The 13439-nt window shown below is 65.0% G+C and carries 14 protein-coding genes; 6 read left to right on the top strand and 8 right to left on the bottom strand.

The window, feature by feature from the left end:
* The first annotated feature begins 92 nt into the window (after positions 1 to 92).
* Complete coding sequence (locus TQ98_RS25105) at positions 93 to 848, top strand: ABC transporter substrate-binding protein (RefSeq protein ID WP_044873049.1); 756 nt, start codon at positions 93 to 95, stop codon at positions 846 to 848.
* Positions 849 to 984: 136 nt separating this feature from the next.
* Complete coding sequence (locus TQ98_RS25100) at positions 985 to 1740, top strand: ABC transporter substrate-binding protein (RefSeq protein WP_044873454.1); 756 nt, start codon at positions 985 to 987, stop codon at positions 1738 to 1740.
* Between the two features lie 98 nt (positions 1741 to 1838).
* Here TQ98_RS25100 and TQ98_RS25095 read toward each other — a convergent pair whose 3' ends face one another.
* The 4 genes from TQ98_RS25095 to gpmI form a co-directional block, all read right to left on the bottom strand.
* Entirely contained in the window at positions 1839 to 2603 is a 765-nt protein-coding gene (locus tag TQ98_RS25095; protein ID WP_044873048.1) for a divergent polysaccharide deacetylase family protein, read from the bottom strand.
* A 1-nt stretch (position 2604) separates the two neighbouring features.
* Positions 2605 to 3918: a S41 family peptidase gene (locus TQ98_RS25090; protein ID WP_044873047.1), complete on the bottom strand. Its 1314-nt coding sequence runs from the start codon at positions 3916 to 3918 to the stop codon at positions 2605 to 2607.
* A gap of 32 nt (positions 3919 to 3950) precedes the next feature.
* The gene (locus TQ98_RS25085) at positions 3951 to 5216 is read right to left on the bottom strand and encodes a murein hydrolase activator EnvC (protein ID WP_044873046.1); all 1266 of its coding nucleotides are present in this window, start codon (positions 5214 to 5216) and stop codon (positions 3951 to 3953) included.
* A 148-nt stretch (positions 5217 to 5364) separates the two neighbouring features.
* Positions 5365 to 6900 (bottom strand): 2,3-bisphosphoglycerate-independent phosphoglycerate mutase, encoded by a 1536-nt coding sequence (gene gpmI, locus TQ98_RS25080; protein WP_044873045.1) that lies wholly within the window; start codon positions 6898 to 6900, stop codon positions 5365 to 5367.
* 167 nt (positions 6901 to 7067) lie between these two features.
* Here gpmI and TQ98_RS25075 point away from each other — a divergent pair, with 167 nt between their 5' ends.
* The 3 genes from TQ98_RS25075 to secB are packed head-to-tail and all read left to right on the top strand — an operon-like array spanning position 7068 to position 8243.
* Positions 7068 to 7481 carry a rhodanese-like domain-containing protein gene (locus TQ98_RS25075; RefSeq protein WP_044873044.1) on the top strand — a complete coding sequence of 138 codons (414 nt, stop codon included), beginning with the start codon at positions 7068 to 7070 and terminating at the stop codon, positions 7479 to 7481.
* Position 7482: 1 nt separating this feature from the next.
* Positions 7483 to 7758: a glutaredoxin 3 gene (grxC, locus tag TQ98_RS25070; protein ID WP_044873043.1), complete on the top strand. Its 276-nt coding sequence runs from the start codon at positions 7483 to 7485 to the stop codon at positions 7756 to 7758.
* Between the two features lie 14 nt (positions 7759 to 7772).
* Positions 7773 to 8243, top strand: a complete 471-nt coding sequence (secB, locus tag TQ98_RS25065) for a protein-export chaperone SecB (protein WP_044873042.1) — start codon at positions 7773 to 7775, stop codon at positions 8241 to 8243.
* 215 nt (positions 8244 to 8458) lie between these two features.
* On the opposite strand, the gene trmL is transcribed toward secB, so the two are convergent.
* The gene (trmL, locus tag TQ98_RS25060; RefSeq protein WP_044873041.1) at positions 8459 to 8920 is read right to left on the bottom strand and encodes a tRNA (uridine(34)/cytosine(34)/5-carboxymethylaminomethyluridine(34)-2'-O)-methyltransferase TrmL; all 462 of its coding nucleotides are present in this window, start codon (positions 8918 to 8920) and stop codon (positions 8459 to 8461) included.
* Between trmL and TQ98_RS25055 the strand changes: the two genes are divergently transcribed.
* Positions 8919 to 9359, top strand: coding sequence for a hypothetical protein (locus tag TQ98_RS25055; RefSeq protein ID WP_044873040.1), 441 nt, complete (start codon positions 8919 to 8921; stop codon positions 9357 to 9359). The genes trmL and TQ98_RS25055 overlap by 2 nt on opposite strands.
* A gap of 685 nt (positions 9360 to 10044) precedes the next feature.
* Here TQ98_RS25055 and ntrC read toward each other — a convergent pair.
* The 3 genes from ntrC to TQ98_RS25040 form a co-directional block, all read right to left on the bottom strand.
* Entirely contained in the window at positions 10045 to 11478 is a 1434-nt protein-coding gene (gene ntrC / locus TQ98_RS25050; RefSeq protein WP_044873039.1) for a nitrogen regulation protein NR(I), read from the bottom strand.
* Positions 11475 to 12560 (bottom strand): nitrogen regulation protein NR(II), encoded by a 1086-nt coding sequence (glnL, locus tag TQ98_RS25045; RefSeq protein ID WP_044873038.1) that lies wholly within the window; start codon positions 12558 to 12560, stop codon positions 11475 to 11477. Before glnL ends, ntrC begins: the two co-directional genes overlap by 4 nt.
* Before the next feature lie 255 nt (positions 12561 to 12815).
* Positions 12816 to 13436 carry a DUF4124 domain-containing protein gene (locus TQ98_RS25040; protein ID WP_044873037.1) on the bottom strand — a complete coding sequence of 207 codons (621 nt, stop codon included), beginning with the start codon at positions 13434 to 13436 and terminating at the stop codon, positions 12816 to 12818.
* Positions 13437 to 13439 lie beyond the last annotated feature (3 nt).

Raw genomic sequence — 13439 nt, 5'->3', positions numbered from 1 at the left:
GGACTTCGCAGCCTGGGCCGCTGATGCCCGAGCCTCGCCCCGGCGAGGTTAAGCTCAGCGCATTTCCCATTTCTCCTCGAAGGTAATCGCCAATGTCGAAACGCCTGCTGCTGGCTCTGGCCGGTACCCTGATGGTGCTTGCCGGTACGGCCCGCGCTGAAGTGGATGAGAACTACAGCGTCGTTCTCCTGACTGAAAACTTCCCGCCCTACAACATGTCGATCAACGGGAAGAACTTCGCCCAGGAAGACAATGTCGACGGTATCGCCGTCGACATCGTGCGCGAGATGTTCAAGCGCGCCGGGGTCAAGTACAGCCTCACCCTGCGCTTCCCCTGGGATCGCATCTACAAGCTGGCGCTGGAAAAACCGGACTACGGCGTGTTCGTTACCGCGCGGCTGCCGGAGCGCGAGCAGTCCTTCAAGTGGGTCGGCCCGATCGGCCCGGACGACTGGGTGATGCTGGCCCGCGGCGACAGCCCGATCGCCCTCGGCAGCCTGGACGACGCCCGCAAGTACAAGGTGGGCGCCTACAAGGGCGACGCCATCGCCGAATACCTGACCCAACAGAAGCTCGAGCCCGTCACCGCCCTGCGCGACCAGGAAAACGCGAAGAAGCTGGAGAAAGGCCAGATCGACCTCTGGGCCACCGGCGACCCGGCCGGCCGCTACCTGGCCAAGCAGGAAGGCGTGAACGGCCTGAAGACCGTGCTGCGCTTCAACCAGGCCGAGCTCTTCCTCGCGCTGAACAAGGAAGTGCCGGACGAGGTGGTGAACAAGCTGCAGGCCGCGCTGGACAAGATGCGTGCCGAGGGCTATGTCGACGAGATCCTCAACAGCTACCTGTAAACAGACATGAACGACCGGCCAAGTGCCGGTCGTTTGCCATGGAAGGCAGGACGTTCATGTCGTACGTCCGTGGGTGGGGAGCCCACGCAAGGAAGCCGCTAGCCACAACCACAAATCCAAGCGAGCGGAAATGACCATGCAGAAGTTGATCCAGCGCGCCCTGACCCTGGGCCTGATGTTCCTCGCCTTCACGGCACGCGCCGAATTGCCGGCGGATTACAAGGTGGTGTTGCTCACCGAGAACTTCCCGCCGTTCAACATGGCGGTGGATGACAAGAACTTCGCCCGCGACGACGGCATCGATGGCATCAGTGCCGACATCGTCCGCGAGATGTTCAAGCGCGCCGGCATCAACTACAGCCTGACCCTTCGCTTCCCCTGGGATCGCCTCTACCGCCTGACCCTGGACAAGCCCAACTACGGCCTCTTCTCCACCACCTTCACGCCGGAGCGCCAGCCGCTGTTCAAGTGGGTCGGCCCCATCGCCAAGACCGAATGGGTGCTGCTCGCCGCGCCGGGCAACAACCTCAACGTCAAGGACCTTAAGGGCGCCGCCCAGTACCGCATCGGCGCCTACAAGAACGACGCCGTGAGCCAGCACCTGGAAAGCCAGGGCATGAAGCCGCAGAACGCCCTGCGCGACCAGGAGAACGTGAAGAAGCTGCTCAAGGGGCAGATCGACCTCTGGGCCACCACCGACCCGGTGGGCCGCTACCTGGCCAAGCAGGAAGGCGTGACCGGTCTGCAGACCGTCCTGCGCTTCAACAGCGCCGAACTCTACCTGGCCTTCAACAAGGACACCCCGGACGAGGTGATCGAGCGCCTTCAGAAGGCCCTGGACCAGATGCGTAGCGACGGTTTCGTCGACGAGATCACCCAGAACTACCTGTAATGCTGTCGGGGCAGGCCTGCGGCCTGCTTCGCGAATGAATTCGCTCCTACAGGGCGCACGTCGTCTGTTGTAGGCGCGAATTCATTCGCGATAGGGCGTTACCTGTAAATCCCCGCCTTGCCATGCGCAGCCATGGCCCGATTGCCACGCAGGGCAATCAGCATTTCCACGTCGATCAGCTCGAAGCCCCGTTTCTTGAGGCGGGGCAGTTCGCGCTCCAGCAGTTGCAGGGTCGCCGGGTGCGGGTGGCCGATCATCAAGGCCGAGCCCTGTTTGCGAGCCAGTTTGAGGGCGGCATCGAACTGCGCGGCCACGGCGGCCGGGCTCTGGTCGTCGTCGAGGAAGATGTCCCGCGAGAGGCTGGCCAGGCCGGCTTTCTGCGCTTCGGCGGCGGCTACGGTGGCAGCGCTGGTGCGGCTGTCGACGAAGAACCGGTGATCCTGTTGCAAGCGCTGCATCAGCCAGGCCATGGCCGGGCGCTGGGTGGTCATGCGGCTGCCCATGTGATTGTTCAGGCCGCGCGCGTAGGGCACCCGCTGCAGGGCGGCGTCCAGACGCTTTTCCAGTTCCGCTGTGGGCAACCCGGGATGCCAGGCGTAGGGGCCGGTGGCCGGGTCCATGGGCAGGTGCAGCATCACCGTCTTGCCGGCGGCGTGGGCCGCTTCGGCCAGTTCTCGGGAGTGGGGGGTATCCGGGAGGATGGAGAGCGCTACCGGGCCGGGGAGGGCGAGGACACGCTGATCGCGGGCCGGGACCTGGCCCAGGTCGTCGATCACCAGGGCCAGGCGCGCGGGGGGAGCGGCCCAGGCACCGGCTGCTGTTGCGCCCAGCCACAGCGCGAGCAACCAGGTGCCCAGCCTCATATCAGTTCTCGCGGGTGACGTTCAGGCCTTTCAGCAGGTTTAGGGCCTGGCTCAGCTGGAAGTCGTCATCCTGCGGACGCGGCTCTGCGGCTTTCTTGCTTGCGCTCGGGCGGTCCGCACCGCCGTTGCCGTTGCCGAGGTGGCCGGCGAGGTCGGCTTCCTTGAAGGTTTCGCCGTCCTGCTCGCGGGTGACCTTGGCGCGTGCCACTTCGATGTCCGGAACAATGCCCTGGGCCTGGATGGAGCGGCCGTTGGGGGTGTAGTAGAGCGCGGTGGTGAGCTTCAGGGCGCGGTCATTGTTCAGCGGCAGCACGGTTTGCACCGAACCTTTGCCGAAGCTGTCAGTGCCCATCAGCACGCCACGTTTGTGATCCTGCAAGGCGCCGGCGACGATTTCCGCAGCCGAGGCGCTGCCACCGTTGATCAGCACCACCAGCGGCACGCCTTCGCTGGCGTCGGCCGGGTCGGCGGAGAAGCGCAGTTCGGAGTTGGCGATGCGGCCCTTGGTGTAGACGATCAGGCCCTTCGTCAGGAATTGGTCGGTGACTTCCACCGCGGCCTGCAGCACGCCGCCGGGGTTGTTGCGCAGGTCCAGGACCAGACCGCTCAGGCGGCCGCCGTTGTCCTTGCGCATCTTGGCCAGCGCTTTGCCGACTTCTTCGCCGGTGTTGACCTGGAATTGGGTGATGCGCAGGTAGCCGTAGCCCTTCTCCAGCATCTGGCTCTTCACGCTCTTGACCTTGATCGCGGCGCGCACCAGTTCCACATCGAACGGCTGGCCGCCATCACGCACGAGGGTCAGGGTGATCTTGCTGCCGGCCTTGCCGCGCATCTTGTCCACCGCTTCCATGAGCGAGATGCCCTTGGTGGGCTGGCCGTCGATCTTCACGATCAGGTCGCCGGGCTGGATGCCGGCCTTGGACGCGGGGGTGTCGTCGATGGGGGAGACCACCTTGACGAAACCGTCCTCGGCGCCCACTTCGATGCCCAGGCCGCCGAATTCGCCGCTGGTGCTTTCCTGCAGCTCCTGGAAGTCTTCCGGCTCCAGGTAGGCGGAGTGCGGGTCGAGGTTGCTGAGCATGCCCTTGATGGCATTCTCCAGCAGGGTTTTATCGTCCACCGGCTCGACGTAGGCGGACTTGATGCGATCCAGCACCTCGGCAAAGGTCCGCAGCTCGTCCAGTGGCAGCGGCGCCTTGCCGTTCACCGTCGTGGCGGGGAGCTTTGCCGGCTCCTCGGCGGCCAGCAGGTGCGGGGCGCCGCTGAGCAGCGCCAGTGCCATGGCCAGGGAAGTGAGGCGGGACAGATGCGGCATGCGAACTAACTCCTGCTAGATGAGGTGGCGCCTTATCCTTGCGCGCGGCACCACTGTGCCGGGTCGGTGGGTCGGCCCTGCTGGCGAATGGCGAAGTACAGGGCGGGCGTGTCCTGCCCGCCGCTAGTACCGACCGTGGCGATGGATTCGCCTGCTTTCACGATATCACCGGCATTCTTCAATAGACGCTGGTTGTGCCCGTAGAGGCTCAGATAGCCATTGCCGTGATCGAGAATGACCAGAAGCCCGGCACCGCGCAACCAATCGGCGAACACCACGCGGCCACCGTGAACGGCGCGGACGGCGCTACCCTCGGGGGCGCCGATCAACACGCCGTCCCACTTGGCGCGGGAGTCGCTGCCACGGGCCGAACCGAAGCGTGCCACCAGGCGACCGTCCACCGGCCAGGGCAGTTGGCCACGTGCCTTGGCGAAGGGGCCGCCGAAGTTTCCGCCGGCGCTGGAAACCAGCGGGCCGCTGGTGCTGCGGGCGGGGCTGTCGTTGCCTTGTTCACGCAATTGGCGCTGCTGCTCGGCGAGAGCACGCTTGCGTGCTTCTTCGGCTTCGCGGGCTTCGCGCTCCTGGCGGGCCAGGGTTTCTTCGATGGTCTTGAGCACCTTGGCCAGCTCGGCCTGCTCCTGCTCGCGGGCTTTGAGCTTCTTGTCGCGGTCGCTGAAATCCTGGTTGAGCTTGGCGAGGGCCTGCTGGCGCTCCTTGCGTGCGGTGGCCAGCTGTTCGCGGCGGCCATCCAGGGCGGCTTTCTGCTCGTTGAGCTGAGTCTGCTGGGCAGTGATTTCCTGCTCGACGTTGGACAGCTGGCGCAAGGTTTCGTTGAAGGTGTTGAGCTGCTCCAGGCGGGCCTGGCTCAGGTAGTCGTAATAGGTGAGGGTACGGGCGAACTTCTCGGGATGCTGCTGGTTGAGCAGCAGCTTGACGTATTCCTGCTGGCCGCTCTGATAGGCGGCGCGGGCCTGGATGCCGATCAGGCGCTGTTGCTCAGCGCGTGCGTCCTGGAGTTTTTTTTTCTCCCCGTCGAGGCGCTGGACCTCGTCCTCGCTCTTTTTGAGCTCCTGCTGCAGGTCCTTGACCTGTTGCTCCAGGTTGCCCATCTCGGTTTCGGTCTTCTTCAGGTCGGCCTGGACACCGGACTTTTCCTGCTGCAACTGTTGCAGCAGCTTCTTCAGCTCGGTGACGTCCTTGGCGGCCTTGTCCAGCTGCTGCTGGGTTTCGGCGCGCTGGTCGGCCATGACCGGGGTGATCAGGCTGGCGAGGATAACGAGGGCAAGGGTGCGAAACATGAGGTGTGGGGCACCAGGGGGGAGGACCGGCCTAGTATGCCCGTGGCGCCGGGCAAAAAAAACGCCCGTAACCTGGGGTACGGGCGTTTCCTGATGACACGTGCGCAATTCCGACGTGCTGGGCCGCATGGGCAGCGGCCCGCATCGGTCACTGCAGCTCGACGATGGTCTTGCCGGTCATCTCTTCCGGCACCGGCAGACCCATCAGGGTCAGCAGGGTCGGGGCCACGTCGGCCAGCACACCGCCTTCGCGAATCTTCGCCGGGCGCTTGCCTACATAGATGAAGGGCACCGGCTCGCACGTGTGAGCGGTGTGCGCCTGGCCGGTCATCTCATCTTCCATCTGCTCGACGTTGCCGTGGTCGGCGGTGATCAGCGCTTCGCCGCCTACCTTGTCCAGGGCTTCGACAATGCGGCCGACGCAGGTGTCCAGGCATTCGACGGCCTTGACGGCCGCTTCGAACACGCCGGTATGGCCAACCATGTCGCCGTTGGCGTAGTTCACCACGATCACGTCGTAACGCTGGTTCTCGATGGCGTCGACGATCTTGTCGGTCACCTCGGGGGCGCTCATTTCCGGCTGCAGGTCATAGGTGGCGACCTTGGGCGACGGGATGAGGATGCGCTCTTCACCTTCGAAGGGCTCTTCGCGACCGCCGGAGAAGAAGAAGGTCACGTGGGCGTACTTCTCGGTTTCGGCGATGCGCAGTTGGGTCTTGCCGTTCTTCGCCAGGTATTCGCCCAGCACGTTGTCCAGCGACTCCGGCTTGAAGGCGCTGGGGGCCGGGATGCTCGCTGCGTACTGGGTCAGCATCACGTAGCCGGCCAGGTTCAGCTCGCGCTGGCGGGCGAACTCCTTGAAGCCCGGCTCGACGAAGGCGCGGGACAGCTCGCGGGCGCGGTCGGCACGGAAGTTCATGAAGATCACGGCGTCGCCGTCTTCCACCTTGACCGGCTCGCCGATGCGGGTGGCCTTGACGAATTCGTCGCTCTCGCCACGCTCGTAGGCGGCGGCCAGGGCTTCAGTGGCGCTGGCCGCGGAGAATTCGGCCTGGCCTTCGGTGATCAGGTTGTAGGCGGCTTCGACGCGGTCCCAGCGGTTGTCGCGGTCCATGGCGTAGTAGCGGCCGATCAGGCTGGCGGTGCGGCCCTTGCCGAGGCGGGCGAAGGTCTCGTCCATCAGCTTGATGGAGGGCTCCGCGCTCTTCGGCGGCGTGTCGCGGCCATCGAGGAAGCCGTGCAGGTAGATCTTCTCGGCACCGCGCTGGGCGGCCAGTTCGGCCATGGCGACCAGATGATCCTGGTGGCTGTGTACGCCGCCCTCGGAGAGCAGGCCCATGAAGTGCACGGCCTTGCCGGCGGCCACGGCCTTGTCCACGGCTTCGACAATCACCGGGTTGGTGAAGAAGTCGCCGTCGCGGATCGCCTTGGTCACGCGAGTGAAGTCCTGGTAAACCACGCGGCCGGCACCGAGGTTCATGTGGCCGACTTCGGAGTTGCCCATCTGGCCGTCCGGCAGGCCGACGTCCATGCCGCTGCCTGAAATCAGGCCGTGGGGCTGGGTGGCGCGCAGGCGGTCGTAGACCGGGGTGCTGGCGGCGTAGATGGCGTTGTATTCGGGGCTGTCACTGTGACCGAAACCGTCCAGGATGATCAGGACCAGGGGTTTGGGCGTGGCTGTCATAGTGTCCGACTCGTCTGCGGCAAATGATGGAAAGTTGCGGGCAAAGCCCCGGAAAAAAGACGCGGCATTCTACGGTCTGGTTCCGTCGGCGTCACCGCCGGGCGGGGTTTGGCCGACCTGTGGGGCTGTGTATACTGGCCGGCATTTTACCGTCCCGGAAGCCGACGATGCTCGCTAAGCTGATTGAATTTGCCACTAACCACTATGTACTGAGTGGATCGTTCGCGGTGTTGCTGGCTCTGCTGCTGGCCCATGAACTGCGCCGCAGTGGCCGCGCCATTTCCACCCGCGAGCTGACCTCCATGGTCAACGGCGGCCAGGCTGTGGTGCTGGACGTGCGCGCCACCAAGGATTTCTCCGGCGGCCACATCGTCGACGCCCTGAACATCCCCTTCGAAAAGCTCTCCAGTCGCATCACCGAGCTGGAAAAGCACAAGGACAAGGCCATCATCGTCGTCGACGCCATGGGCCAGCATGCCGGCGCCGTCTGCCGTGACCTGCAGAAGGCCGGCTTCAACGCCCTCAAGCTGTCCGGTGGCATCGGCAGCTGGCGTGGCGACAACCTGCCGCTGGTGAAGTGAGATGACCGAGATCGTTGTCTATTCGAGCGCCTGGTGTCCGTACTGCATCCGCGCCAAGCACCTGCTGGACAGCAAAGGTGTGCGGTACGAAGAGATCAGCGTCGACGGCAAGCCCGCAATTCGCGCCGAGATGACCCGCAAGGCCGGGCGCACCTCGGTGCCGCAAATCTGGATCGGCCAGACCCACGTGGGCGGCTGTGACGATCTGTACGCTCTGGAACGCGCCGGCAAGCTCGACGCTCTGCTCCAGGGCCGCCCGCAAACGGAAACGCATTAAAACAAGGTAGAACCATGACTGAACAAGCAAGCAACGGCGCCAACCAGAACCCTCAGTTCTCCCTGCAGCGTATCTACGTGCGCGACCTGTCCTTCGAAGCGCCGAAAAGCCCTGAGATCTTCCGTCAGGAGTGGTCGCCGAGTGTTTCCCTGGACCTGAACACCCGTCAGAAGCAGCTGGACGGCGACTTCCACGAAGTGGTTCTGACCCTGTCCGTGACCGTGAAAAACGGCGAAGAAACTGCCTTCATCGCCGAAGTGCAGCAGGCCGGTATCTTCCTGATCAAGGGCCTGGACGCGGCTTCCATGAGCCACACCCTGGGTGCCTTCTGCCCGAACATCCTGTTCCCCTACGCCCGTGAAACCCTGGACAGCCTGGTTGTCCGTGGTTCCTTCCCGGCGCTGATGCTGTCCCCGGTGAACTTCGACGCCCTGTACGCGCAGGAACTGGCGCGCCTGCAGGCCGCTGGCGAAGCCCAGGCCTGATTGTTCCGGCCCCATGAAAAAAAGCGCCCTTCGGGGCGCTTTTTCTTTGTCCGGGAGATTGTTGGTCGGGGTTGGGCGAAAAACTTGTAGGGGCGAATTCATTCGCCAAGCAGGCCGAAGGTCTGCCCCTGAAGGTACCCGGGGGCCGCTTCGCGACCCTTGGCGAATGAATTCGCCGCTACAGGAAGATGCGCCCAGCAGAGGCGCTGCCACGCTCAATCCAGACTGAAATCATGCTGCCGCCAGGCCTCGTACACCGCCACGGCAACGGTATTGGAGAGGTTCAGGCTGCGGCAGTTGGGGCGCATGGGCAGGCGCAGGCGCTGCTCGGGCGGCAGGCTTTCCCGGACTTCCTGGGGCAGGCCGCGGCTTTCCGGGCCGAAGAGGAAGGCATCACCCTTCTCGAAGGCCACTTCGTGGAACAGCTTCGTGCCCTTGGTGGTAAAGGCGAAAACACGCGGCTGGCCAAGGGCTTCCAGGCAGCTCTCCAGGTCGGCGTAGCGCTTGAGCGTGGCGTACTCGTGGTAGTCCAGGCCGGCGCGGCGCAGACGCTTGTCGTCCAGCTCGAATCCCAGGGGTTCGATCAGGTGCAGGTGGCAGCCAGAATTGGCGCACAGCCTGATAATGTTGCCGGTATTCGGCGGAATTTCCGGTTGAAACAGGATGACGTGAAACATGGGTGGCCCCGAGCCCGAAGACGGGCGGCATTCTACTCCCGATGACGATCCGCGGCCGAATCTGTGGCCGCGCTTTTTGTTCTCCCTGGCCCTGTTCGGGTTGATGGTGGGGATGATGATCGGCCGCCTGACCGAGCCAGAACTCGTGCAGTTGCAACGCATCGAAGTTCGCCAGGATGGCCTGGTGCTCTGGTTCGACCATGAACCGGAGGTGCGTGCCGAGGAACTGGAGGGCGCCTATGCGCTGGTACTCGGTGCGGACGGCCGGGCGGCCCGGGGGCGGCTGAACCTGGGCGCTGCGCCGGTGAGTTGGCGGGTGCAACGCGCGACGGAGGGCGTGCTGCTGCGCTTTGTGGCGACGCGGCCGTTGCGCGGGGAGTGGCACGGTGGCGCCGAGGGCGGGCACTGGCGGCTGCAGGTCAGCCTGCACGTCGAATAAAAGAGGGGAGTCCCCGGCCTGCCTGTACCAAGGCCCCCTGAAGCGTGGTCGCCGTCTGCGGTCGGCGACGCTGGATTGCGTTGGGCACCTGCGGAGCCCCGGCGGCTGGAAGCCAGCGCGCCTGTGGATAAAAGAGGGGATTCCCCGGCCTGCCTGTACCAAGGCCCCCTGAAACCTGGTCGCCTCCGGGCGACGCTGTCCTGCATGTGGCCTTTGCGGGCCATGGCGGCTGAAGGTCGTCAGCTCGCCTGTCGTAAGAGCGGGGATTCCCTGGCCTGCCTGTACCAGGGCCCCCGAAACTGCTGTTGTCTGAGTTATTGCAGGGGTTGTGCCAGCTTTTGAAAAAAACCTTCAATTGCTTTGCCCATATGCCTGAAAGCCCCGTGATTACTGGTGTTGGCGAATGTGGCTCAGCCCGCAGGGGGACGCTGCGTTAGGCATCGAGGGCTGATCAGGCTGCTGTGTGGGGCACTTTTTTGAGGCAGCTCGGCTGCTCAGGCACCAGTGAGGGTCCGATTTCCCCGTTGGAGAAGTTGCCCACGGTGCAGCCCAGACACCCTCCGCAGCGGGGTAAGGGCGAGGTCGGGATTGGGGGGGATGCAGTGCTGACAGCAGGCGGGAGGCAGAAGAGCCGGTCCAGAGGGGGAGTGGCGGGGCGCTCCAGCGCGCCCCGCCTGGGTTGGAATCAGCCTTCGTCGTTATCGTCGTCGTCGCCGGCCACCTTCATACCCAGTTCCTTGATCTTGCGGGTGAGGGTGTTGCGGCCCCAGCCCAGGAGCACGGCGGCGTCCCGGCGGCGGCCGGCGGTGTGCTTGAGGGCGGTCTCGATCATGATGCGCTCGAAGGCCGGCACGGCGCTGTCCAGCAGGCCGGACTGGCCGCGCGCGAGGGACTGGTCGGCCCACTGGCGCAGGGCCTGTTCCCAGTTGGTCACCGGGGTGGCGTCCTGGGGCTGGGTGAGCAGTTCCGGCGGCAGGTCGTCGACATGCACCTCGCGGCCGGAAGCCATCACCGTGATCCAGCGGCAGGTGTTCTCCAGCTGGCGCACGTTGCCCGGCCAGGGCAGGTGCTTCAGGTAGTCCTCGGACTCGTTCTTCAGCAGCTTGGGCTCCACCGCCAGTTCCTGGGCGGCGCGGGCGAGGAAGTGCCGGGCGAGCGCCGGGATGTCTTCGCGACGGTCGGCCAGGCGCGGAATGTGAATGCGAATGACGTTGAGGCGGTGGAACAGGTCCTCGCGGAACTTGCCGGCCTGCACCAGGTTTTCCAGGTTCTGGTGGGTGGCGGCGATAATGCGCACGTCCACTTTCACCGGGGTGTGACCACCCACGCGGTAGAACTCCCCATCGGCCAGTACCCGCAGCAGGCGGGTCTGGGTGTCCGCCGGCATGTCGCCGATTTCGTCGAGGAACAGCGTGCCGCCATCGGCCTGCTCGAAGCGGCCGCGTCGCTGGTTGGCGGCGCCGGTGAAGGCGCCTTTCTCATGGCCGAACAGCTCGGACTCCATCAGGTCCTTGGGGATCGCCGCCATGTTCAGGGCGATGAAGGGCGACGCCGCGCGCGGGCTGTGGCGGTGCAGGGCGTGGGCGACCAGTTCCTTGCCGGTACCGGATTCACCGTTGATCAGCACCGTGATGTTGGAGTGGCTGAGGCGGCCGATGGCGCGGAAAACCTCCTGCATGGCCGGTGCTTCGCCGATGATCTCCGGGGTGCGCGTCTGGCTGGCCGGGGCTTCCAGGCCCTGCTGTTCCTGGGCGTGCTGGAAGGCGCGCTTGACCAGGGAAACGGCCTCGTCCACGTCGAAGGGCTTGGGCAGGTATTCGAAGGCCCCGCCCTGGTAGGACGCCACGGCGCTGTCCAGGTCGGAGTGGGCGGTCATGATGATCACCGGCAGGCGCGGGTGCATCTCGCGGATCCGCGCCAGCAGGTCCAGGCCACTGACGCCGGGCATGCGGATGTCCGAGATGATCACGTCCGGCTGCTGTCGGGTCAGGCGCCCGAGCAGGTTGTCGGCACTCTCGAAGCTCTGGGTGGTCATGCCTTCCTGTTGCAGGGCCTTTTCCAGGACCCAGCGGATGGAACGGTCGTCGTCGACGATCCAGACGGTTTCAGTACGGCTCATGACGAAGAGGCTCCTTGTTCCAGCGGCAGGAAGATCGAGAAGACGGTGTGCCCGGGATGGCTTTCACACTCGATCAGGCCCTGGTGCTGACTGATGATGTTCTGGGCGATGGCCAGCCCCAGTCCGGTACCGTCCGGACGACCGCTGACCATGGGGTAGAAGATGGTTTCCTGGAGCTCGGCCGGGATGCCCGGGCCGTTGTCGATGATTTCCACCTTGGTCACCAGGCGGTGGCGCGTGTGGCCGATGGTGAACTGGCGCAGGGTGCGGGTGCGCAGCGTAATGCGGCCGAGGCGCAGCTCGTTCTGGCCGGAGATGGCCTGCATGGCGTTGCGCACGATATTGAGCACCGCCTGGATCAGCTGCTCCTTGTCGATGAGCAGGTCGGGGATGCTCGGATCGTAGTCGCGCACCAAATTGATGCCACCCTGGCTCTCGGCATCCACCAGGCTGCAGACGCGCTCCAGCACCTCGTGGATGTTGGTCATCGCCAGCGACGGCAGCTTGTTCGAGCCGAGCATGCGGTCCACCAGGTTCCGCAGGCGATCGGCCTCTTCGATGATGACGTTGGTGTAGTCCTTCAGCGACTCGTCCGGCAGTTCGCGGGAGAGCAACTGGGCGGCCCCACGGATGCCGCCAAGGGGGTTCTTGATCTCATGGGCCAGGCCGCGAACCAGCAGCTTGGTGGTTTCCTGCTTGGACAGTTGCGCCTCTTCCTTGGTGATCCGCAGCAGGCGGTCACGGGGGTGCACTTCCAGCAACAGCAGGGTCTCGCCCCGGTTGAGGATGGGGGTCACCGCGTAGTCCACGGTGATCGCCTGCCCCGACAGGGAGGTCAGCATGGCCTCGCGCTTGGTGAAGGGGTGCGCCTGTTCCACGGCCTGGCGCAGGGACGCCAGGGCCTCGGGGGACTCGGTGAACAGCTCGCTGATGAACTGGCCATGGCTGCGCTGGCCACTGACGGCCAGGAGCATCTCCGCCGCCGGGTTCATGTACTCAAGGCGCAGGTCGGCGTTGAGCAGGATCACCGCAGTGGTCAGGTTGTCGAGCAACAGTCGGTGCAGTGCGTCGTTTATGGTCATGGCTTCGGCGCTCGTGGCGATGACAGGAAAATGCAAGAAGCAAACCAAAGCCCTGAAAAGACGCGGGAAAACAGGGTTTCTGCTGGCCGGGGCCGCCTTTCAGAGCAGATCGTCCGGTTCGTGGCGAACCAAAATGGGGAGAGTATAGAAATCGGTGCAGGGCATTGCACCGAAATGGTGCGAATGAGCCCGTAGGGTGGGCTTCAGCCCACCAGCGGACTGGTGGTGGGCTGTTGTCTTGCCGTGGGGCGGGAGTCAGATGAACGGCACGAAGGGGATGTCTTTTTCTTCCTTCGGCTTGTCCTTCAGCGGGCATTCCGGGCGCACGCCGTAGTCGTCCTTCTTGCAGGGGCGGGCCTGGCGCTTCTGTGCCAGCGAGGTGCGCATGATGTGCACCGGCTGGCTGGGGGTGCGTTCCACCATGCGGCCCTGCAGGTCGATGATCTCCACCGCCAACTGGTGGGTGCCGCGATCCAGGTTCTGCAAGGGGAACACCGGGCTGCGGCCCGGCTCGCCCACCGCGTTGCCATCCAGCAGCAGGCGGTAGCTGTGGCCGGCGCGCAGGCCCGGCTCGCTGACGGCGCTGACGATCAGGTTGCCCTCCATATCGCGAATGGTGGCGTCGGGCTCCGGCACCAGGATACGCAGCACCTGGTAGCCCTGCTCGCGCGGAATGGGCTTGGCATAGAGCGGCGGTGGCTGGATCGGGGCCGGCGCGCCCATGCCATTGGACGGCGCCATCTCCAGGCGCTTGGCATTGCCCGCCTTGGGGCGGTCGGTGAAGACGCGGTTACCCTCGTCGTCGATGTACGTATAGACCTCGGCCAGCACGGGCTGGCCAAGGAGGAGGAGGGCGAGAAGCAGGAATCGGGTCATCGG

Source organism: Pseudomonas sp. LFM046, assembly GCF_000949385.2.
Taxonomy (GTDB): Bacteria; Pseudomonadota; Gammaproteobacteria; order Pseudomonadales; family Pseudomonadaceae; genus Metapseudomonas.
The sequence above is the reverse complement of the archived record's forward strand: the minus strand, read 5'-3'. Positions and strand labels throughout refer to the sequence as shown.

Coding starts and splice junctions, on each gene's coding strand:
- ntrC (WP_044873039.1), bottom strand. CDS start 11,478: ATGAGCCGTACTGAAACCGTCTGGATCGTCGACGACGACCGTTCCATC.
- gpmI (WP_044873045.1), bottom strand. CDS start 6,900: ATGACAGCCACGCCCAAACCCCTGGTCCTGATCATCCTGGACGGTTTC.
- TQ98_RS25090 (WP_044873047.1), bottom strand. CDS start 3,918: ATGCCGCATCTGTCCCGCCTCACTTCCCTGGCCATGGCACTGGCGCTG.
- grxC (WP_044873043.1), top strand. CDS start 7,483: ATGACCGAGATCGTTGTCTATTCGAGCGCCTGGTGTCCGTACTGCATC.
- TQ98_RS25085 (WP_044873046.1), bottom strand. CDS start 5,216: ATGTTTCGCACCCTTGCCCTCGTTATCCTCGCCAGCCTGATCACCCCG.
- glnL (WP_044873038.1), bottom strand. CDS start 12,560: ATGACCATAAACGACGCACTGCACCGACTGTTGCTCGACAACCTGACC.
- TQ98_RS25040 (WP_044873037.1), bottom strand. CDS start 13,436: ATGACCCGATTCCTGCTTCTCGCCCTCCTCCTCCTTGGCCAGCCCGTG.
- TQ98_RS25105 (WP_044873049.1), top strand. CDS start 93: ATGTCGAAACGCCTGCTGCTGGCTCTGGCCGGTACCCTGATGGTGCTT.
- trmL (WP_044873041.1), bottom strand. CDS start 8,920: ATGTTTCACGTCATCCTGTTTCAACCGGAAATTCCGCCGAATACCGGC.
- TQ98_RS25100 (WP_044873454.1), top strand. CDS start 985: ATGCAGAAGTTGATCCAGCGCGCCCTGACCCTGGGCCTGATGTTCCTC.
- TQ98_RS25055 (WP_044873040.1), top strand. CDS start 8,919: ATGGGTGGCCCCGAGCCCGAAGACGGGCGGCATTCTACTCCCGATGAC.
- TQ98_RS25095 (WP_044873048.1), bottom strand. CDS start 2,603: ATGAGGCTGGGCACCTGGTTGCTCGCGCTGTGGCTGGGCGCAACAGCA.
- TQ98_RS25075 (WP_044873044.1), top strand. CDS start 7,068: ATGCTCGCTAAGCTGATTGAATTTGCCACTAACCACTATGTACTGAGT.
- secB (WP_044873042.1), top strand. CDS start 7,773: ATGACTGAACAAGCAAGCAACGGCGCCAACCAGAACCCTCAGTTCTCC.